The 20,155-nt window shown below is 32.3% G+C and carries 22 protein-coding genes; 12 read left to right on the forward strand and 10 right to left on the reverse strand.

Annotated elements, in window-relative coordinates; translation table 11 throughout:
- Position 1 precedes the first annotated feature (1 nt).
- From NOU10_RS04370 to NOU10_RS04405, 8 genes are read left to right on the forward strand one after another with little or no spacing between them, the layout of a single operon-like run.
- The gene (locus tag NOU10_RS04370; protein ID WP_081540657.1) at positions 2-865 is read left to right on the forward strand and encodes a hypothetical protein; all 864 of its coding nucleotides are present in this window, start codon (positions 2-4) and stop codon (positions 863-865) included.
- Complete coding sequence (locus NOU10_RS04375; RefSeq protein WP_034998111.1) at positions 865-1,212, forward strand: hypothetical protein; 348 nt, start codon at positions 865-867, stop codon at positions 1,210-1,212. The genes NOU10_RS04370 and NOU10_RS04375 overlap by 1 nt, the downstream gene beginning before the upstream one ends.
- The gene (locus NOU10_RS04380) at positions 1,209-1,553 is read left to right on the forward strand and encodes a hypothetical protein (RefSeq protein ID WP_081540658.1); all 345 of its coding nucleotides are present in this window, start codon (positions 1,209-1,211) and stop codon (positions 1,551-1,553) included. The genes NOU10_RS04375 and NOU10_RS04380 overlap by 4 nt, the downstream gene beginning before the upstream one ends.
- Positions 1,550-2,680: a baseplate J/gp47 family protein gene (locus NOU10_RS04385; RefSeq protein ID WP_255906124.1), complete on the forward strand. Its 1,131-nt coding sequence runs from the start codon at positions 1,550-1,552 to the stop codon at positions 2,678-2,680. The genes NOU10_RS04380 and NOU10_RS04385 overlap by 4 nt, the downstream gene beginning before the upstream one ends.
- Positions 2,680-3,249: a hypothetical protein gene (locus NOU10_RS04390; protein WP_255906125.1), complete on the forward strand. Its 570-nt coding sequence runs from the start codon at positions 2,680-2,682 to the stop codon at positions 3,247-3,249. Before NOU10_RS04385 ends, NOU10_RS04390 begins: the two co-directional genes overlap by 1 nt.
- Positions 3,242-5,257, forward strand: coding sequence for a hypothetical protein (locus NOU10_RS04395; protein WP_255906126.1), 2,016 nt, complete (start codon positions 3,242-3,244; stop codon positions 5,255-5,257). The genes NOU10_RS04390 and NOU10_RS04395 overlap by 8 nt, the downstream gene beginning before the upstream one ends.
- Positions 5,258-5,275: 18 nt before the next feature.
- A complete protein-coding gene (locus NOU10_RS04400) occupies positions 5,276-5,686 on the forward strand; it encodes a phage holin family protein (protein WP_225355847.1) in 411 nt (136 codons plus the stop codon).
- Between the two features lie 2 nt (positions 5,687-5,688).
- Entirely contained in the window at positions 5,689-6,618 is a 930-nt protein-coding gene (locus NOU10_RS04405) for a GH25 family lysozyme (RefSeq protein WP_255906127.1), read from the forward strand.
- 966 nt (positions 6,619-7,584) lie between these two features.
- Here NOU10_RS04405 and NOU10_RS04410 read toward each other — a convergent pair.
- The 4 genes from NOU10_RS04410 to NOU10_RS04425 form a co-directional block, all read right to left on the reverse strand.
- Entirely contained in the window at positions 7,585-7,752 is a 168-nt protein-coding gene (locus NOU10_RS04410; protein ID WP_253005814.1) for a hypothetical protein, read from the reverse strand.
- A 739-nt stretch (positions 7,753-8,491) separates the two neighbouring features.
- Positions 8,492-8,782, reverse strand: coding sequence for a transposase (locus NOU10_RS04415; protein WP_253005815.1), 291 nt, complete (start codon positions 8,780-8,782; stop codon positions 8,492-8,494).
- Between the two features lie 114 nt (positions 8,783-8,896).
- Positions 8,897-9,859, reverse strand: a complete 963-nt coding sequence (locus NOU10_RS04420) for a DUF805 domain-containing protein (protein ID WP_253005816.1) — start codon at positions 9,857-9,859, stop codon at positions 8,897-8,899.
- 715 nt (positions 9,860-10,574) lie between these two features.
- Entirely contained in the window at positions 10,575-12,509 is a 1,935-nt protein-coding gene (locus NOU10_RS04425; RefSeq protein ID WP_255906128.1) for a translation factor GTPase family protein, read from the reverse strand.
- A 186-nt stretch (positions 12,510-12,695) separates the two neighbouring features.
- Between NOU10_RS04425 and rpsN the strand changes: the two genes are divergently transcribed.
- The gene (gene rpsN, locus NOU10_RS04430) at positions 12,696-12,965 is read left to right on the forward strand and encodes a 30S ribosomal protein S14 (protein ID WP_011476677.1); all 270 of its coding nucleotides are present in this window, start codon (positions 12,696-12,698) and stop codon (positions 12,963-12,965) included.
- A 19-nt stretch (positions 12,966-12,984) separates the two neighbouring features.
- Complete coding sequence (locus tag NOU10_RS04435) at positions 12,985-13,092, forward strand: putative metal homeostasis protein (RefSeq protein ID WP_255906129.1); 108 nt, start codon at positions 12,985-12,987, stop codon at positions 13,090-13,092.
- Between the two features lie 54 nt (positions 13,093-13,146).
- Here NOU10_RS04435 and yjeM read toward each other — a convergent pair whose 3' ends face one another.
- The 5 genes from yjeM to NOU10_RS04460 form a co-directional block, all read right to left on the reverse strand.
- Positions 13,147-14,634: a glutamate/gamma-aminobutyrate family transporter YjeM gene (gene yjeM / locus NOU10_RS04440; protein WP_255906130.1), complete on the reverse strand. Its 1,488-nt coding sequence runs from the start codon at positions 14,632-14,634 to the stop codon at positions 13,147-13,149.
- Between the two features lie 172 nt (positions 14,635-14,806).
- Positions 14,807-15,424 (reverse strand): NAD-dependent epimerase/dehydratase family protein, encoded by a 618-nt coding sequence (locus NOU10_RS04445; protein ID WP_255906131.1) that lies wholly within the window; start codon positions 15,422-15,424, stop codon positions 14,807-14,809.
- A 51-nt stretch (positions 15,425-15,475) separates the two neighbouring features.
- Positions 15,476-16,300: a MurR/RpiR family transcriptional regulator gene (locus NOU10_RS04450; protein WP_081537300.1), complete on the reverse strand. Its 825-nt coding sequence runs from the start codon at positions 16,298-16,300 to the stop codon at positions 15,476-15,478.
- Positions 16,301-16,345: 45 nt separating this feature from the next.
- Entirely contained in the window at positions 16,346-17,035 is a 690-nt protein-coding gene (locus NOU10_RS04455; RefSeq protein WP_255906189.1) for an N-acetylmannosamine-6-phosphate 2-epimerase, read from the reverse strand.
- Between the two features lie 19 nt (positions 17,036-17,054).
- A complete protein-coding gene (locus NOU10_RS04460) occupies positions 17,055-17,927 on the reverse strand; it encodes an N-acetylneuraminate lyase (protein WP_305119801.1) in 873 nt (290 codons plus the stop codon).
- A gap of 229 nt (positions 17,928-18,156) precedes the next feature.
- Here NOU10_RS04460 and NOU10_RS04465 point away from each other — a divergent pair, with 229 nt between their 5' ends.
- Both NOU10_RS04465 and ndk read left to right on the forward strand, forming a co-directional pair.
- Positions 18,157-19,020, forward strand: a complete 864-nt coding sequence (locus tag NOU10_RS04465; protein WP_255906132.1) for an ROK family protein — start codon at positions 18,157-18,159, stop codon at positions 19,018-19,020.
- A gap of 84 nt (positions 19,021-19,104) precedes the next feature.
- On the forward strand, positions 19,105-19,542 hold the full coding sequence (gene ndk, locus NOU10_RS04470; protein ID WP_255906134.1) for a nucleoside-diphosphate kinase: 438 nt from the start codon (positions 19,105-19,107) through the stop codon (positions 19,540-19,542).
- 72 nt (positions 19,543-19,614) lie between these two features.
- Here the strand turns inward: ndk and NOU10_RS04475 are convergent, their stop codons facing one another.
- A complete protein-coding gene (locus tag NOU10_RS04475) occupies positions 19,615-20,064 on the reverse strand; it encodes a YhcH/YjgK/YiaL family protein (RefSeq protein WP_003707012.1) in 450 nt (149 codons plus the stop codon).
- Positions 20,065-20,155 lie beyond the last annotated feature (91 nt).

Raw genomic sequence — 20,155 nt, forward strand, 5'->3', positions numbered from 1 at the left:
AATGGCTTATGACTATGGTTTTGAGATTATGGTAAAAGTCTATACAAGAAATAGTACGTTAACTTATCAATACAATAAACACGCTGATAAGTCGACTGAAATCCATTTTACTGTTCCATTCTCAACTGAAACAGAAAAGCAAATTACAGAAATAGTACTGTACAATATTAATCCTGGTCACTTTAATAGTATAAAGCGTGGGGATAAAGTAGAGTTATTTGCTGGATATCATGATGATAATGGGTTATTGATGAGTGGAACTATTTTCAGAACATCAACTCCAACATTGGAAGATGCAGATACTGCATATACTCTAAGAGTTTTAGAAGGGCCAGATTATACAACTTTACCTAAACTTAATGTAACCTTTGCTAAAGGGACTTATGCAGAAACAATCGTTAGAGAAGTTGCTAGAAGGGCTAATATGCAATTAAATATTATGAATACTAACTTTAACAAACGATATGATGAAGAATATACCGCTGAAGGTCATCCGTTAGAGATACTTTCACAAATAGCTGAAGATACAAAGACCAGTTTATTTTACTTACGAGGTAAATTGACCTGGGCTTTTATTTTTAATGGACGTAATGCTGAAACTTTCAATTTAAATGTTAACACCGGTTTAATTGGTAGTCCTGTTGTTGAAAGTCGAGATGATGACTGGCAAGATTGGGATGATGATGATGGTTTAGGTCGTTGGAGTTTTTCTTGTGAAAGCATACTAAATTTTCATCTAACTACTTTTTCAAGAGTTGAAGTCCATAGTAAATACTTGAATCATGGAATGTATGTGATTAATGGAGAGCATACTTTTGATGGAGAAGAAGCGAGAACTAAATTTGAAGGGATTGAAAATATGTAATGCCAGTTAGAAATAATGATACGATTTTTATCAAAGAATTAATTAGTAACATAAATGCTAATCTACATGTTGCTCAACTAGCACGAGTTGTTTTTATCAACGAAGATAAAACTAGAGTAAATGTTCAGCCTTTGGTACGAAATTATAGTGGAAGTAAAAGAGCGTTACTTATGAATGTCCCTGTCGGAAAATCTGCTCAACAATTTATTCGAATTGGTAGTGTTGTAGGAGTAATTTTTCTAGATAGGTCAATGGAGAATTGGGATAAAACAAATAGTGATTTTGCTTTAACATCTAAGCGAATGCATGATTTGAATGATGCATTGATATGGGAGGTGTTTACATGATTGATTTAAAGTTAGATACATCTGGGGACTTAGAGTTTGATAGAGATTTAGCCTTAGTGTCTGATATAGATGAGATTAAACAAGAGTTAGAAATTATTTTAAAAACTAATCAAGGTGAGTTCTTTGGAGATACAACTATGGGGCTAAATCAAAGTGAAATTTTTGTTAAAAATCCAGATTTAGTTTTAATTGCTAACTATGTCATGCAAGCACTACAACAGCAAGAAAATGTAATTAATGCAGAGGTTACAAGTATTGAGTTAAAAAATAGACAGCTATTTGTGAAATTCAATGTGACGTTAAATGTTGGAGAAACAATTAGTTCGGAGGTGGTTTTGTGATTGATAGTAATGGCTTTTCAAGACCGACATATGCAGAGTTAGTTACACAACTTAGTTATAAGTGGCGTGAATTATTTGGAGATAATGCACAAACTAATTCTAAATCAGTTGGTGGGATTTTAATTAGGATCTTAGCATATATTCTAGATAAACTATATAAACTAGCAGAGGTTGTCTATAATTCGCAATTTGTTGATTCTGCTGAGGGAACTACTTTAGATCAACTTGCTTCTAACGCTGGTATCTCAAGATTGCCGGCTCAAGTTGCAATTGGAACTATCAAAATATGGGGACAAGCTGGATATGTAGTACCAACAGGAACATTATTTAAAACTAGTGATGAACTGATGTATGTTACAACTGAAGATATTGTTTTAGAAGATATCTCTAAGAAGACATTAGATATTGATGGATATGGTACGATTCAAGCTGTTAGTGGAAATCTTGGTATAGGAACAAGTCGCTTGTTATATGCTAATGAATTAGGAATGAAATATAACAAAGATGGAACTTTTACATTATCTCAAGTAACTCCAGTTGAAACCATCATGTATGCTACTCTAGAAGAAGTATACGGTGGTGCTGACATAGAAAGTGATGAATCACTTAGAAAACGTATTGCTTTATCTAACGCTTCTGTTCCAGCTAGTCCTTATAATGGAGTTTTAGCTGGAATTAGTAAAGTTTCTGGAGTGAAGTCAGTTAAGATTATAGCTAACGATACTATGCAAGATGATAGTACTAATAATACTCCAGCTAAATCTCTCCATATTTATGTAGATGGTGGATATAAAGAAGATATAGCAGGAATTAGCCATGAAATAGCCTTTGATTATCCTGAAAATAAAAAAGTATATGTCAAGATACATATAGAAAAGGGAGATATGTATCCTAACGACGGTAATGCAAGAATAAAAGAAATTGTTCAAACTTATATATCAAGCGTTGGTATGGGAAACGTACTACACTACACCAAATTGTATCAGAGAATATATTCGGAAATTTCAGGAATAGTAGTGGCTGATATTAAAGTAGGTTTCTCTCTCGAAAACGTAAAAGCAGAAGATATTCAATTAAAAAACTTTGAAACTGCAGAATTAGCTGATAATGGGTTGGTGATAGAGTAATGGATATTTTAAAAGAATTTATATCACGAATGCCTGGGTCAGTTGATGCTATCTATAATCCTAATATAAATAAGCTAGTTACTTTTTTTGCAGAGTATCTATCCAATATTCAAGGTCTATTTAAACAAATTGAATATTATAGAAATATAGATAATGCTAGTGGAAATTTACTTGATAAAATTGGTGAAAAAGTTGGTGAAGTTCGAGGAAAAGCTGATGATGAGTTTTATAGAGTAATGCTAAAATCTAAAATTGCTAGTAGAAAAGGAGATGCAACAGTTAATGGAATTTTGACTATCATCAAAAATTCATTAGGTGTTGACGTCAGAAATATTAAGGTGTTGCCATTAGAAAACGAACCACAAGCAATAATTATTAAAGATATTCCTTTAGAATTTGCCAATGATCCATGGAAACAACAATATTTATTGAAGAGAATCGAAAGTACTGCAGCAGCTGGAATTAGAGTCCAAGAAATAAGGTTTATTGATAATTCTAGTGGAGAAGTAAAAATTGTGGCTGGTACACAAAGTTCAATTATCATAACAGAGGAGGATAAGAATGGCTAATAAATTTACAACCAAAGTAACAAATGAAGGTGTAACGTTGTTACAAGAGGCTAGCCAACAAGACAAGAAAGTTGAATTTATTAATGCTATTGCTTCATCTACTGCTTATAGTGAGAGTCAATTAATTTCAGAAACATATGATGATATCAATAGTAGAGCCTCTAAAAATCAAACAGGTACGATCAATAATATTACCATAGGTAAAAATATAACTAGGATGGAATTAGTGTTTGATGGTCATGATGTTAAATCTGACTATACACTTAATTCCATTTTTTTAATTGCCAAACTAAAAGATAGTCAAGATCTAAAATTATTTGCAGTAATCAAAGCTAATCAACCACAATATATGAATTCGTATGATGGTAGTGGTTCTACTAACTTGCAAATTAATTTAGGTATCAAATTTAGTAACAATGATAGAGTGACCTTACAAGTTGACACTGCTGCTATAGCAACTCTAGGAGATTTATCCAACTTAAGAAATGAAACTCAAACCAAGTTAGATAAAGAAACTTCTAGGGCTACAGAAAAGGAAACGAGTTTACAAAAAGACTTAGAAATTGAGAAGAATAGAGCAAATCAATCAGAAATAGAGCTTCAAAATAAAATAGATTCTGAGGTTAGCAGAGCTCAAAAAACAGAAAAAGATCTAACAGCTAGTTTGAGTGCTGAAAAGAATCGAGCTATACAGGCTGAGAATGATTTATCTGGGATAATTACTACTGAACAAAATCGAGCTATGAGTCGTGAAAATTATATTGATGTCAAAATAGATAAAGAAAAAGACAGGGCTACAAGTAAAGAAAATGAAATAGCGAATAATATTCAATCTGCAGCTAATGATGCTAGAACCAACGCTAAAAATGATGCTATTACCGCTATCAAAAGTGATAATCAATGGCAATCAATGGGAAATATAATTACCAACTCTCCTTTTCTACAAAATTCTGATGGTTTTGCTCAAGAAGTTGTTAAGACAGCTATACCAATGGTTAGTGGCGGGGGAGTAAACTTAGTACGTAATAGTGGAAACCCGCAAAATACAGATGGTTGGCAGCATACCAATGGTTCACATGCTATTTTAAGGGTTACTAAGCACCCATATTGGAAAAATAACCAAGAAAATCTATTCTTATTAACTAACAGATCAACTAATGGTGGTGAAGCTGTATTTAATAGTGACCTAATCAAAGTTGACCGAAACACTGACTACACATTAAGCTATTGGGCTTTTAAAGATGATTATGTGCCGAATTCAGATACATGGTTCTTCGGTAGGAAAAATGGGGAAACATCAAATTTTACCGTCATAAAACAACTGATAAAAGAGCGTAGATATTCTGGCGGTCATGCTGAGTATGTTAGCGTCACTTTCAACACAGAAGAGTGTGATGAAGGATATATCAGATTTGATAATAATGGAAACAGTGGTAGTAATCAAAGTGGTTTATATATAGCCAATATTAAACTAGAGAAAGGCACCGTAGCTACACCGTGGAGTCCTGCTCCAGAAGACCTAGCAACCAAATTACAACTTAATCAGGTTATCTATACAATAAATAACACTATAAGTAACCCTAACTTGCTAAAGAATAGTACATTGATAGATGAACATGGAAATCCATTAATTCATAAAAATACTGCTATCACAAGTTCTAGAACCATGAATATGATATATTTGTACGACGCTTCAAGATTAAATGTTAGTAAAAAATATACTATTAGTATAGATTACAAGGTTATATCCACAAATGGAAAATCTGGGACAAGTTCTTTAGATCTAAGAAGAATTGATGATAATAAAGGGCAATTAGGGAGTGATAAATATATAGACCTAGGATCTGTAAGAGATTGGACGAGATTTAGTACAACATTCACTTTGACAGAAGATCTCTCTCCTTATGTAGTAACATTAGGAACAGATACAAAAGAATTTATAGGAGAAGTTTGGTATAAAAATATTAAATTGGAAGAGGGCGAAGTAGCCACTCCATATAATCCATAATATAAGGACGTGATAATTTTGATAAGATTGTTAGAGCCACCTAGACCATTTCATCAAATTATTTTTGATAATTTGCATGGAATGTATGATAACCCACTAATTTGGTTGTTTATATGGCTTATTATTGCAGATATAGCAACAGGATTTGTTAAGTCAATTGTTGCAAAAAGTACAAGTAGCACAAAAGGAATTAATGGACTAATCAAACATGGATTAGTCCTTTTTGTTGGTCTTTCTGTCTATCCAATCATTACTGCAAGTGGTTTTGCAAGTGCAGCAGATTCATTTATTGTTTTCTGTAATCTATTTTATGCAGTGTCATTTATTGAAAATTGGGGACAGATAGGCTTGCCATTGCCGGAATGGTTAAAGAAATACATCTATAAATTGTCAGATGAATATAAGATAAAACATGAGGAGGACAAATAGTTATGGTTATGTACACAGTAGACGTTTACTCAGGTTCAGACGATAGTATCGTTCGTGATCCACACGCTCAAGGGGTTATTGTTAAAGCTACTCAAGGCACAGGATACGTTAATCCTAAATGCAATCACCAATGGGATCTAGCAGGAGAACTTGGTAAAAAGCGTGGCTTGTATCATTACGCTGGAGGCGGTAATCCAGTAGCAGAAGCACAATACTTTATCAATAATATCAAAAACTATGTAGGTCAAGCCATGCTAGTGATTGACTGGGAAGGTTACCAAAATTCAGCATGGGGAAATGCTAACTGGGTTCGCCAGTTTGTAGACGAAGTACACCGCTTAACTGGTGTTTGGTGTGTGATTTATGTACAAGAATCTGCATTAAATCAAGTAGCCAACTGTGCCAAAGATTGTGCTGTTTGGGTTGCCAAGTATGCATCAATGAACTGGAACTCTTGGACTGTGCCAAACATGAACGTTTCTAGTGGTGCTTTTGGTTCAATTGCTGGTTGGCAGTATACAGGCGGTGATATGGATCGTTCAATCTGGTATCTGGATGCAAGTGCTTGGGATAAATTTGCTAAGCCTGGAACAAAGCCACAAACTGAGACACCCAAACCAGTTCCAGCTCCTAGCCAAAACAACGCTAAATATGACTCTTGGACTGACGATTTAGGGGTTAAGTGGTTTAAGGAAAGTGGCAAGTTAACTATCACTGTTGATGAAGGTATCATATTACGTTGGGGAGCAACAACCAATTCATCTAAAATTGGTGTTCTTCCAAAAGGTTCTGTTGTTAAATATGACGCATTCTGTCATTCTGGTGGATACGTATGGATTAGACAACCTCGTGGAAACGGACAATACGGTTACTTGCCAATTGGAGAAAGTTCTGGTGGTAAGCGTACAAGTACTTGGGGTAAATTTGAATAGGTACACATTATATGTAATAGTAGATATTGATTTACGAATCAAAGTAACATATAATCAAGAACGTAACTTTTGTTACAAATAAAATTCGGAGCTCCGAAATACATATCGATTTGCACGAAAATCAGTAAGTATTTCCCGGATTGGAAAGGGGAGACAATAATAGTGCACCACACAGTCTTAGATGTGTTGTATGCCTATGCTCCTACAGCTTTAGTACTTTCGCAGTGCTTAAAGATATTTGTAGAGTCTCACTTTTCTAAAAAAGATTAGTGAATTAGGCTACAGCAACTAGAATTTTTTAGCAAAAAAGGGAGTCGTGCCTCCCTAATACATAATAATTTTTTCTTGCTTTTACACATTTTTTTTAGTATTATATAGTTGCTAAAAGAAATAGTTGTTGATGTCTAATTCAATGTATTTTCAATTATCGTTGCCCCATTCGCAACGATTTTTTTATTATTCTTAGAAAACATAAGACACCTTGTTTCTACTATAATGTATGGTAGTGGCAAGGTGTCTTTTTTTGCTAACATTCCTTCTTAAACTTTCTTAGTATGCAAAAAGTATGCACTTTTTAAGTGATTATTTAATATAACATTGATATATAGGTGTTTGTATTGAAATGTCATAAATGGATTGAATTTATTCGAAGATGAGTTCCAAGGTATGGAATTAGGCGGCCCTGTTTGTAAAATTTATTCTGGACAGGAAATCCTAAACAGATATCAAGAATCAATAGATAAAGACTTAATTCCTATACTACTTTTCCGTGATTATGGTGAAATGTGTATCAATATTAAACGCTATAAACAAAAAAAGATTATTTAACTTACCCAGGCACGGAAATGGATAAGTGTTTTAAATGTACTTTTCTAAAATGGTTAGAGATGTTTATTGTAGCGAATGGCAATGCTTTTTGGGATGGAATTTTTAATAAACAGTCTAAAAGTTTATTGAACTTTTGGGCTATTTATTTTTCTTCTTTTTCTGATAGTAAGATAAAGGAATTTCTATTAGGGCAGATATTACCGCAACAATAAAAATCCAGGCGTGTCCGGTTTTTAAATAGTATGATGTAGAAAGGGTAGTTACTACTAGGATGCCAGCAATTGTTTTAATCCAAAAATATGTCATGTAACTGCCTCCTTTTAAATAACAAACTAAAATTAATTTTTAACTATCTATATTATAACAAGAAGTTAAATATGAAAAAGTAAACAAAAAAGTTTATAATGGCAATGAAAGCTTATATTAAGAGTCAAAAGAAGAAAGGATATGAGCAGGTAGTAAGTATGGTACTTCTGGATTCATGATCGATGTAGATAACTTCGATAAATGGATGGGAGAGCCTGTTCTTCGCAAAAAGTATGAGGATACTCACGGAATTACTGATAAGAAAGAAAAGGAAGAGGAAACATAAGATGCAAGCACAAATTCAAATGGATTTACAAAAAGATCTAGTTAAACAAGTGGTTGACGCAATGGATGAGAGAAATAAAAAGAAAAAAGGATTCTTTGGGAAAATATTTGGTGGAAAGTAGAATCTAAATGTAGGAATGAGATATCTTTAAACTATCACAAAAGATAAACAATAACATTGTGTTAATGAATTACCATAATATAAATAAAATATAATGTATAATATGCCGATAAAGAGGATAAAAAAACTATTGATTTCTAGCTCTTAAAAAATAATTCGACTCCAAAATTCTGAATAATTCAAAATTTGGAGTCGAATTTTTATATTTTCTATATATTTAGCACTAAACTGAGCTATCATTTTACTAAATTCATACTCATTAAAACTAATCCTATATCGTTTTCAACGGATTTTTGTCCTCTAAGATTGTTCTTCGCACACCAAAATCCCTCTTCATACGACAAAAAAAACAGGTTCTACATCATACTTACGACGACGATAAATTGCCTGTCCTTCATCACTAGAGAGGTTTTCTTTTATTTTTTCTTTATAATAATTCCAAGTTTGATTAACTTGAATTTGTCGTTGACGCCCACTAGGCGTTTTAGCTAGTTTATCTAACTTTGATGATAGTTGAATTTTGTTAGCTTGATATATCTTTAAATTTCTCTTAAACCCATACTTATCTTTCCGTGTATTATAACGATTAAAGCTAAGTTTTATAATTTGTATCTGGCAACTCATTTTGTGAGTTTTATTCATATTATAACTTGAACTTATGCTTAAAGTACGTTTAACAGGCATATTTGCATACAAAAATAGGTATTAGCTCATCAGAACCAATACCTGTATGGTTATTTATCTTGTTATATTTGTAGCGGTAATAGCAGGAACAGTTCTTGTGTTTCCCATTACAGTTTTATAATCTATTGTTCCAACACTGGTTCCTTGAATGTTTACCCAATCACCTTCTAAAATACGGTTATTATTATTACTCTTTAACATTCTTACAATAACTGCTTGGTCTGGGTCATCATTTAAGTCTACGAGTAACGCTTTAGAACTCTCTACAACCTGTACTACACTACCAGAAACTTGAATATGCTCACTCATATGACTTTGGGGATTACGAGCTAATTCATCATAAGTTATAGGATGATAATCTTCTACTACGCTAGATGAACTAGAATTTTCAGAAGAACTACTACTTTCATGTTTATTTTCATCTTTTTTACTTGAAGAACTACTTTTCTTTTTATGGCGACTGCTATTATTCTTATGCTTTGAACTGTGTTTATTCGCAGCAAAAGAACTATTGTTATTTTCACTGTTATTATCAGTATCTGTTGCGCCAATAGCACCAAATAATAAAGCTAATACTAATAAAGAACCAATAAATGATCTATTCGATTGCATAAGAAACTTGCCCAAATTAGATTGTGTATCTTCTATGTACTTATTGTTTTCTTTTTTAGAGGGTTTTGTTGTGAAAAATAAAAGTATTATAAGTCCTACACAATAAGGAATAAAAGATAGGAAAGTAAACCAACCGCTATATCCAACGTCTCTAAGTCTTCTCGCCGTTGCTGACAAATAAGCAAGTAAGAGAATTAGAAGCACACTTAAAATAATAAAATTAACAAACCATGCTTCTGGAAGAATAGCCAATACTAAAAAATCAAAAATTAATATTATTCCTAAGCCTAATATTCCCCACCAGTAATCAGATCTACTCATTCTTTTGCCATATCTATAAATATCCTTGAACATTAAAATAGTAGAGTTACTCAAATTAGCCCGTTTACCATCAGCTTTTTTCATATACTCTCCTCCAATTTTTTAATATACCTCAAAATTATACCTTAATTTTTCGTGGGGGAGGCAAAATGTTAGATAATTAACTAGAGTTTTAATTTATATTAATATAATCTTAATTAAAATTTAAAAATATAGTAGATTGGGAAAAAGTGTTAATATCACGTTTTTTCTAGTTGGTCAGTATCTATGAAAGTATTGTCGTTATCAATGATGATTATTTATTTTATTACTATTTAAATGAAATAAAGAATACATTTAACAAAAAAATCAAAAATTACAAAGTACAGAATGTAACAAATATTGAATGCTAAATACGCGGAGCTAAGAAGACAATTAAAAACAGCTCACAATTATGAGAGTTTACGGAAATTACCTAAGGATTCTAATCTTGTACATAAAAAAATAAAGGTGAAATAGATGGGCGACCGATATAGATGACAGAGCAAAACCTTACTATTTTTAATAGTTTTTTCTTCAATATACGAAATATATTGATATTTAAGATCAATAGTTAAATTAGGGTCTGTAATTCCAAGTAAAAGTATATCCATAGAGATGGTGTCCTTTTTTTAATTAGATTGACGTGTGGGCTCTCTCTTTTATTTTGACGCAAAATAAAGAAAATAAAAGAAGGACCGTAATGTAAAAAATTCTACATTATCAGTCCTAAATATTATACAACCAATATATTAACCTTTTCATCTGACTTCGCTTTTTGCTAATTCATCCCATTCCAAAAATACTCGCAATGCATAGTTGTAGGTACATCTTTCCAGTCAACTGTATATCCAGCTCCATGAGCACAGAAAACAGATTGTGGAGTATTTTCTAAATCTGATACAGGATCATAATTTTGTTGAGATACTATATCTGTCGAATTATGACAAGGATAATAACCAGCAATTTCCAATTCTAGTGTGCCATTCCCATGAGTATATGCGCGTACATTGGTGGCATAATTGTACATTTCTGAAACAGGAGCAATTCCAGTTAGTATCCCCTCAACTTGTTGTTCATCCAAGGTACCATGCATTCGTTGAATATCATTGATTGCACGACCAATTTGAGTACGATCAACTTTTAGTCTGAAACGATACCAAGGTTCTAAGAGTTGGCAATTATTATTTTCTCTGAGCATCATTAAACCTTGTCGAACTGCACGACTACATGCTTGACGAAAATCTCCACCAACTGTATGTACATTGCTAGCTTTCCCGCCTAAAAGGGTAATTTTTACATCAGTAAGAGGGGAACCGGTTAATACTCCTAAATGTTCTTTAGCTTTGAGATTAGATATAATTTGATGTTGCCAATTTTTGTCTAATACTTCTAGACTACATTGATTTTCGAATTGTAGTCCACTACCTCTTTCTCCTGGTTCTAGTAGTAAATGTACTTCTGAATAATGACGAAGTGGTTCGAAGTGTCCAACCCCTTCAATAGAATTAGTGATAGTTTCTTTATATAAAATATTTCCTTTAGTAAAAGTGACGTTTAAATTATATCGATCAAGGAGTATTTGTTCTAAGATCTCTAACTGAATTTCTCCCATAATTTGTACACTAATTTCTTGAAGATGTTCAGACCAAGTAACATGTAATTTAGGATCTTCATCTTCTAATTCATGAAGAGCTTTTAAGCAAGTTTGAATATCATTACCATTAGGATCAAGAGCATAACTTAGAACAGGGGTAATAGTTGGAATAGTATCTGCTTGATTTTCTCCGATACTTAGCCCTGGATAGGTATTGATTAATCCAGGAATGGTGCAAACTTGACCAGCGCTAACAGTTGGATAGGTTGAAAATTTCTCTCCATTATATACTCTAATTTGACTAATCTTTTGTTCAGGTAATATTTCTTCTCGAGGTTTTAGTGAGCCACCTAGAATACGAAGCCAAGTTAGACGTTCACCTTTATCATTATGTGAGATTTTAAATATCTTTGCTTGGAAATTGTCTGGATAATGCGGCTCTTGTGTCCAATGATTGAATCCTTGCAAAAATTCATCAATACCATCTAATTTTAAAGCAGAACCAAAATAGCATGGGAAAATAACCCTATCAGAGATTAAGGATAGGATTTTTTCATCAGGGATGGTATTGGTTTGTAAATAGTCTTCAAATAATGATTCATCGCACATTGCAATATCTTCAAGCATATTATCGGAAGAAAAATCAATAATTGATTCATCTAATTCACTTTTCAATTGAGATAAAATCTGTGAGGCCATATTAGTATTGATATCAATTTTATTAACAAAAAGAAATGCAGGAACATGATAATGATTTAGCAAATTCCAAAGAGATCTAGTGTGACTAGTAATCCCATCAGTAGCAGAAATAACTAATATAGCATAGTCAAGAACACTTAAAACTTGTTCTGTTTGAGTAACAAAATCAACGTGTCCTGGAGTATCTAAGATAGTCAGTGAAAGATCATTATATTCTAAATTAGCTTGATGCGAAAAAATAGTAATGCCACGTTTCTTCTCTAGTTGGTCGGTATCTAGGAAAGTATTACCGTTATCAACGCGACCCAAATTGCGTAGATTCCCAGTTTGATACAGTAACGCTTCGGAAAGAGTAGTTTTTCCTGCATCAACATTGGCAATAATTCCAGTAACAATATGTTTCAATGAATTAATAGGCAATTAAAAAAATGCCATTCTCCTTTCTAATCTTAGAGTAGTTAATAAGATAATTGTAGAAAATTGAAAAAAAGTAGTCAAATTATACAACTTTACTTTGAATATGATTAATTTTTATTGACTTTTTAAATCGTAATTGATATCATTTAAAAAGTAATGATTACTATTTAAATGAAATGAGGAATACATTTGGCAAAAAAATCAAAAATTGCAAAGTACAGAAAACAGCAAATGTTAGTCGCTAAATATGCAGAGATAAGAAAACAGTTGAAAGTAAATCATGATTATGAGAGCTTGCGAAAATTACCTAAAGATTCTAACCCTATACGATTAAAAAATAGAGATGAAATTGATGGTCGTCCACGTGCATATATGCGTAAGTTTAAAATGTCACGTATTAATTTTAGAGAGTTGGCACATCAAGGAAAAATACCAGGTGTCCACAAAGCAAGTTGGTAGTTAAAGAGAGGTGAATATAATGGAAAAGACAGATTTAGCAAGTGATTATCGTCGTTTGCGAAGCAGTAATCGTAAGACTAAGAAACGTGCGCTTAAAATAATTAAAGCACATAAAAAAAATAAATAAGAAAAAGCCTTAGTTAGTCCGATAAATCATCGCAACTAACTAGGGCTTTAAAATTTAATTTTTATTCTTATTTTTCTTTGTTGCTCGAGTATAAATTCCTAGAGCTAGAGAACCAAAGAAAATTGGTCCAATAACAGTCCAAAATCCGGTTACCCAATCACCTTGTATAAATGGATCAACGCAAGTGAAAATAATACCAAATAAGATGATTAAGAAACATACATAGGTAATAATTTTTGTCCAAGTATGATTTTTATAAGCAATAAATGGTTGCTTAAATCCTTTTTTCTTAAATATAGGGAAGGCACCAACTAAGAATAAGTAAGGAAACGAAGTTGATACGTTAGACATATCAGTTAAAATCGTGTAGAAACTCTTAGCCTGGCCACCGCCAAATGAAATTAAAAATATCAAGATACATACAAGTAGAGCTTGCATCCACATTGCAAATTCCGGAATGCCGTGCTTGTTAAGTTTAGTCATTTTTTCTGGCCATAAGTGTTTAGATCCTAAGATAAATGATTTAATTGGAGAATAAATCAAAATAAAGAATGAACCAACATAAGCTAAAAACATTCCTAAACCAACAAAACGGATAAAAATATTTCCGATTAAATTACTTACACTTGCAGATAATCCTAAGCTATATCCGAGGTAGATACCAAGATGTTGCATCATTATATAAGTGATATTTCCTAGGTTAACAGAGTCACTAGAAAGAACATCTTTCCAATTTACACTGACACCCCATAAAAGAATCATGAAGGAATAAGCAACTGCAATTAATATTGAAGAAATCAATAAACCTCTAGGAAAAGTTTTCTCAGGCTCCTCAATACTATCAATCATTCCACCTAAAGATTCCATACCAGCATAAGCAAAAATAGCATATACAACAAAAGATAGAGTAGAAACCGGGTTAGTAAAAGCAGGGTTAGGTGATTTAACAAATGCAGATGCTGTAATTGGTTGTTCGAAGTGTCCATGAGTAGCAAACAAAGAAATGAAAGTAGCAATTAAAAATACAAAAATCATTCCAGTTACGAAAGCCCCGCCAATACTAGAAACCTTGGAAATAACATCTGCACCACGACTTGCAAAGAAAGTAACGAAAATAATCCAAAGAATAGCTAAAATTCCAACTACTTGGGTGGCACTGAAAGGACCAAAAGCCCAAGTTTGTGTCATATCTTTACCAAATAATAAGGCAGAGAAGGGGATAAATACTTTTGATGAAATATTTATTAACCAAACGATCCAACTAGAAAGCCAGATGAAAGTTCCGATAAATGCAAGCTTTTCACCAATAGTATTACTTAACCAAGCATAAATACCACCGTGCTCATCTTTAAAAGTTGAGCCATATTCTGCAAGCATCATGGATACTGGCAGAAAGAAAAAGATGGCTGCAAAAATATACCAGATAATACTAGCATATCCCATTTGCAAAAAAGCAACTGGCATGTTAGCAAAACCAAAAATACTTGAAAAAATCATCATGATTAAGCTAAATAAGCCTATTTTTTTGTTTTTATCATTCATAAAAAATCTCCTTTAAAAATGATAAAGACTATTTTAGCATATAATGATTAAAACAAAGTTGGGTAATTAAGAAAAAGATGATTAATTTAATAATCGATTGATTTAATATCTTCTGTAAATATATTTAAATTATAATGATAAAAAATTAAATTATGATTAAATTTAATTGCTTTTAAATTCTATAAGTAAGACTACTATGTTTTCCTTCTATTATATAATGTATTTCTTTAGCAAATCTTTCTCTACTAATTGGACGAAATTTTCTTAGGAAACTAAATAGTTTGAATTTTAATAAAAAGTCTAATATTACAGCAGGATAATAGTTGCTTCTTCTAAATCTAGAATAAACTAATCCAGGATAGACTGATATTGCACGATTACCTAGTTTTCTACTAGCATAATTTTCAACAGTTCTTTTAGCTTGTAAATAATTATTTAAAAAGAATGGAGCTGAATTGGCAGAGATGAACAAAAATTTATTATCAGAATCAACGATATTATCAATAATTAACTTAGCAGGTTGAATGCTGCTATTTTCATAAGTCTGATTTTTTGACTTATTAGGGAAAAGAATTCCTATACAATCAATAACCCAATCAGAAGTTTGAAGTAAATAATGCCAATTAGTGTCATGAGCTAAGTCAAAAGAGTGGTAGGTGATACCAGTAATGGAATTAGGACGTTTACCATTACGTGAAATAGAGTGGAGATCTAGTGATTTATCTTTAGATAGTTCGGACAATATCCCTTGACCGACTAATCCAGTTCCACCAACGACGGTAATTTTCATAGCGATGCCTTCTTTCAAAAAACACCAACTGAGAAACCCCAATTGGTGTTGTTATTTAGATAATTTTCGATCCATGATTAATTCAACGGTCTTATTCATAGTAGAACTATATTCAGATTTTTCCATCAGTTCCATTGTAATAATATCGATAACATAAACGATCGCTAGCTGAGAATTAATAAAGCGAGTATTATCAACAAAATTACTGTTTTTAACAACTACACTCCAAGTAGAGAGTTCGATAAGTGGACTTTGATAAAATCCAGTAATGCTGATAATTTTTGTTCCTTTTTGTTTTGCTAAAGAACAAGCAACATTTACATCATCAGTATTACCAGATTGACTAATGGCGATGATAACATCATCAGAGTTTACAATAGTACTATCTATAAACATCATATGGCTATCAACTGTACAAAAAGCAGCAATTCCCATACGAATTAGACGTTGAGTAAACTCTTGTGCAGTGTACCCAGAACTTCCTAAGCCATAAACGTAGACACGACGAGCTTTAGTAATAGCACGGACAATATTATGAATAGTATCAGTATCTAGTTGCTTCCAAGTTCCTTGAAGTACTTTTTGATAAAATTCATAGACTTTATCTCCCATAGAGTTATTTTCAGAGGAAACAGGTACTTCAGGAGAACTAGCAGCAGATACGGCAAGTTTTAATTTAAAATCATGAAAATCAGAACATTCCATTCTACGCACAAAACGAGTGATAGTAGCATTACTAACACCCGCTTTTTTAGCTAATTTAGTAATATTCATAGATTGTACTTCTTGAGGATTTTGAAGAACTTTCAAAGCTACTTTACGTTCTTGGCGAGAAAGTGTGGAGAAAATTGCTTCTATATTATTAAGCAAATTCATCAACATCACCCCTGATATAATTTATCTCAAGTATAGCACAAATTTTTACTTAATTGCGTCCATAAATTTATTTGCAATTTCTAGTGGACGAGTAATTGCACCACCAACTACCAGTGCATGTACACCTAATTCTAAAACACGTTTAGCTTTCTGAGGTAAATCAATTTTACCTTCAGCAATAACTGGATGCTCAGCAATTTTTAGTACATCTTTTAAGTATGCAAAATCATTATCAGCAATATTCATGCCTTTAGTAGTAGGAGTATATCCATGCATAGTTGTGCCAATAATATCAAAACCAAGTCTATTAGCTTCTTTAACATCACTGAGATCACCAGTATCAGCCATGAGAAGAGTATTAGGAAATTCATCTCTAAATTGTGGAATAATTTCTTCCAATTTTTCTCCATTAGGACGCACTTGTCCAGTTACTTGACAAGCGACAACTTCAACTCCAGTAGCGGCAACTTGACGCATTTCTTTAAGAGTCGGAGTAATATATACATCGGAATCGGGATAGTCTTTTTTTATAATCCCAATGATTGGAAGACCTGTTTCATCTTGAATAGCTTGGATGTCAACGACAGAATTAGCTCTAATTGCAGGGGCACCAGCCATTTTAGCAGCACGTGCCATACGTGCCATGATAAAAGAGCTATGTAAAGGTTCACCTTCCAGTGCTTGACAAGAAATAATTAATTTACCGTGAACTTGATCAAGAAAGGTATTTTCCATAATCTTCACCCAATTTCTACTATTTTTTGAAATATTTTTCATAGATTTTTTGAGCACCAGCTTCCATTTCAGGGGTTGGTTTACTCATAGGTTCTTTGCAGTAGCCTGCATGAACTCCAAGTTTTTCAAATACTAACTTGATTGTTGGATATAAATCATTATTTAAAAGATCTGTAATATAATCATTACTTAATGTTTGAAGTTCACGAGCTTTTTTAATATCTCCAGCTTTAAAAGCTGCAATTTCTTCTTTAACTCGAGGAGCGTTTAAGTTAAATGTTGAGCCAATTGCACCATCAACATCTAGTGCAAGGGCAGGTAATAACATTTCATCAAAACCAGAAAGAATTAATTTATCTGGGAAACGATTACGAACACGTTCTAAAAGATAGAAATCAGCGTTAGTATACTTAATACCTACAATTTTTGGATTTTCAAACAATTCAGCGAATTGATCTAGAGATAATGCAACACCTGTCAAAGCAGGAATAGAGTAAATAATGAGTTTGTTGTCTACACCTTCAAGGATTGAATTATAATAATTCTTAATTTGTTCAAATGAGAAATTATAGTAGAAAGGTGTAACGGCAGAAATCATAGGATAACCTAAGTCAGTTACATATTTAGCTAGTTTTTTTGCTTCATTTAAGTTTAAAGAACCTACTTGAGCAATAAGATGTGCTTTACCAGCAGTTTCTTCATAAGCAACTTTGAAGATATTTTTCTTTTCTTCTGTACTGAGCATGAAAGATTCACCAGTACTGCCGCCTACATAAAGACCATCAATATGATTTACATCAATATTGTAACGAACCATTTCACGAACTCCATCTAAATTAACAGAACCGTCTTCGTTAAATGCTGTCATAAGAGCAGAATAAAGTTTTTTCATAATCTATTACCTCACAATTCATTTTTGATAACGCTTTAACTACCTTCGCTTATACTATACAATACGAAAAAAAATATTTCAACAATGATTTTAGATAATAATTATCATAATGACCTTCAAACGCTATTAAATAAACTTGATAATCATTTTTATAAAATTAATTTGAGAAAAAAAGTATCTTATGCTATATTGAAAGCGGTTAAATTAATTTAAGAAAGAAGGAAGTATAATGACAAAATATTACTTAAGTTTTGACGTAGGTGGTACTACCATTAAATATGGATTGATTGATTCTGAATTAAATATTATTGAGAGTAATAGCTGTCTGACTTTGAAAAATATAGACAATCATATTTTGAAGAGTTTAAAAAAAATCACTGAGGAAATGATGGAAGCTTATACATTACTAGGAATTGGAGTCAGTACAGCTGGAATTGTTGGTAAAAAAGGTGAAATCCAATATGCTGGTCCAACAATTCCAGGATATATAGGAACACCTATAAAGAAAGAGTTAGAAAAATTATCAGGGTTACCAGTATCAGTAGTTAATGATGTGGATGCTGCTTTATTAGGAGAGCGTTTGGCTGGTAATGCAAGAGGTAGTGATAATGTTTACTGTATAGCACTAGGTACAGGCATAGGAGGAGCATATTTTTACGAAGGGAAACTATTTTCTGGTGCTCATGCTAGTGCTAACTCTATTGGTTATACTCTTTATGATAAAAATACAAAAACAGATTATCAAAAACGAGCAGCAACTTTAAGTTTAGAAGCTTATCTAAAAAATTTTGATACATCTGTGATTGATGCTTTTGAAAAAGCTAAAGATGGTGACGAAAAATTTAAAAAGATTATTGAAGATTGGGGTGATGAAGTAGCACGTGGTGTAGCAGAAATCATCTTGTTATTTGATCCTGAACTTATTTTATTAGGTGGAGCAGTTGCTAAACAAGATGAGTATCTAGTTGATTTAGTAAGGAGGCATCTTAAAGATTATGTTCCTGAAGGATTAATACAAACGCAAATTAAGGTTAGTCATTTAGCAAATAAAGCACAACTTTTAGGTGGAATTGCTGAGCTAGTAGATATATAAATAAAAAAATTTGTTGAGTGTTCATTAGTGTTAGATTATACTTATAGGTAATGATAGGTAAATTTAACGAGAAGAGAAAGAGAAGTGACAAATTTGGCAGAAGAAAGAACACTTATCTTAGTTAAACCAGATGGAGTTTCAAGTCGTCATGTAGGTGAAATTATCACTAGAATTGAGCGCAAGGGATATGAAATTGAAGCTTTAAAGGTTGTATCAGCTACAGAGGATCAATTAAAACAACATTACAATGATAAGGTTGACAAACCATATTTTCCAGATATGTTATCTTACATGCAATCAGGTCCAATTGTGGGGATAGTTGCGGCAGGTACAAATATTACTAAAGCAATGCATCGAATGGCTGGTAATACAAATCCAGGAGAAGCTGAATTTGGAACTATCCGTGGAGATTATGGGCGAGAATGGCCTTATAAACATATCCAAAACGTAGTGCATACATCAGATAGTGTAGAAAGTGCGCAACGTGAAATTAAAATATGGTTTCCAGAATTTGAGATTTAGAAATAAATAAAAATGAAAGCTAAGAATTACATTAATCTAACGTGATTCTTAGCTTTCTTTATTTTACAGATATTATATTTTTACTTTTAAAACAACTTTACGGACTAAATTATCATCATATCGAACTTTGGGCTGATGTAAGTCTTCTGGGAAAGTTACAAGACAATTTCCGGGGTAAAGTTTCACTAATTGTTCTACTTCACCCTGAAAAAATGCAATATCTTTTTCTTCATCGTAATCTTGAATTACCTGAACAGAATCATAGCTACTAATAGCCATTTGCTCAATTCCAGCAACAGTAAGATGAATATCAATATAATTTTCATGATTTTCAAACATCTTTCCGGGAACGCCATCTGCGACATATTCAATACAACTACCATTAACATTATTATCATCAATATCAAATGAACCAACTTTAACCGAATCTAAATTTAGATTTTGAAGAAACTGACAAGCCTTGTCCATATTATTTGATAAAGATGAATATCTATCTAAATCTTTAATATTTGCAATAATCATAATATTTCACCTCTGTTTAGATTTTCATTGCAAATTGAATATAGCACAATCATTCATTTTGTGTAAACGCTAACTTTATTGATGGATATAG

The sequence above is a fragment of the Ligilactobacillus sp. MP3 genome (assembly GCF_024436335.1).
Classification (GTDB): domain Bacteria; phylum Bacillota; class Bacilli; order Lactobacillales; family Lactobacillaceae; genus Ligilactobacillus; species Ligilactobacillus salivarius.

Excerpts from the sequence above, each read along its gene's own strand:
- NOU10_RS04370 (WP_081540657.1), top strand. The coding sequence starts at position 2 with ATGGCTTATGACTATGGTTTTGAGATTATGGTAAAAGTCTATACAAGA.
- NOU10_RS04375 (WP_034998111.1), top strand. The coding sequence starts at position 865 with ATGCCAGTTAGAAATAATGATACGATTTTTATCAAAGAATTAATTAGT.
- NOU10_RS04380 (WP_081540658.1), top strand. The coding sequence starts at position 1,209 with ATGATTGATTTAAAGTTAGATACATCTGGGGACTTAGAGTTTGATAGA.
- NOU10_RS04390 (WP_255906125.1), top strand. The coding sequence starts at position 2,680 with ATGGATATTTTAAAAGAATTTATATCACGAATGCCTGGGTCAGTTGAT.
- NOU10_RS04395 (WP_255906126.1), top strand. The coding sequence starts at position 3,242 with ATGGCTAATAAATTTACAACCAAAGTAACAAATGAAGGTGTAACGTTG.
- NOU10_RS04405 (WP_255906127.1), top strand. The coding sequence starts at position 5,689 with ATGGTTATGTACACAGTAGACGTTTACTCAGGTTCAGACGATAGTATC.
- NOU10_RS04410 (WP_253005814.1), bottom strand. The coding sequence starts at position 7,752 with ATGACATATTTTTGGATTAAAACAATTGCTGGCATCCTAGTAGTAACT.
- NOU10_RS04415 (WP_253005815.1), bottom strand. The coding sequence starts at position 8,782 with ATGAGTTGCCAGATACAAATTATAAAACTTAGCTTTAATCGTTATAAT.
- NOU10_RS04420 (WP_253005816.1), bottom strand. The coding sequence starts at position 9,859 with ATGAAAAAAGCTGATGGTAAACGGGCTAATTTGAGTAACTCTACTATT.
- NOU10_RS04435 (WP_255906129.1), top strand. The coding sequence starts at position 12,985 with ATGGAAAAGACAGATTTAGCAAGTGATTATCGTCGTTTGCGAAGCAGT.
- yjeM (WP_255906130.1), bottom strand. The coding sequence starts at position 14,634 with ATGAATGATAAAAACAAAAAAATAGGCTTATTTAGCTTAATCATGATG.
- NOU10_RS04445 (WP_255906131.1), bottom strand. The coding sequence starts at position 15,424 with ATGAAAATTACCGTCGTTGGTGGAACTGGATTAGTCGGTCAAGGGATA.
- NOU10_RS04450 (WP_081537300.1), bottom strand. The coding sequence starts at position 16,300 with ATGAATTTGCTTAATAATATAGAAGCAATTTTCTCCACACTTTCTCGC.
- NOU10_RS04455 (WP_255906189.1), bottom strand. The coding sequence starts at position 17,035 with ATGGAAAATACCTTTCTTGATCAAGTTCACGGTAAATTAATTATTTCT.
- NOU10_RS04460 (WP_305119801.1), bottom strand. The coding sequence starts at position 17,927 with ATGAAAAAACTTTATTCTGCTCTTATGACAGCATTTAACGAAGACGGT.
- NOU10_RS04465 (WP_255906132.1), top strand. The coding sequence starts at position 18,157 with ATGACAAAATATTACTTAAGTTTTGACGTAGGTGGTACTACCATTAAA.
- NOU10_RS04475 (WP_003707012.1), bottom strand. The coding sequence starts at position 20,064 with ATGATTATTGCAAATATTAAAGATTTAGATAGATATTCATCTTTATCA.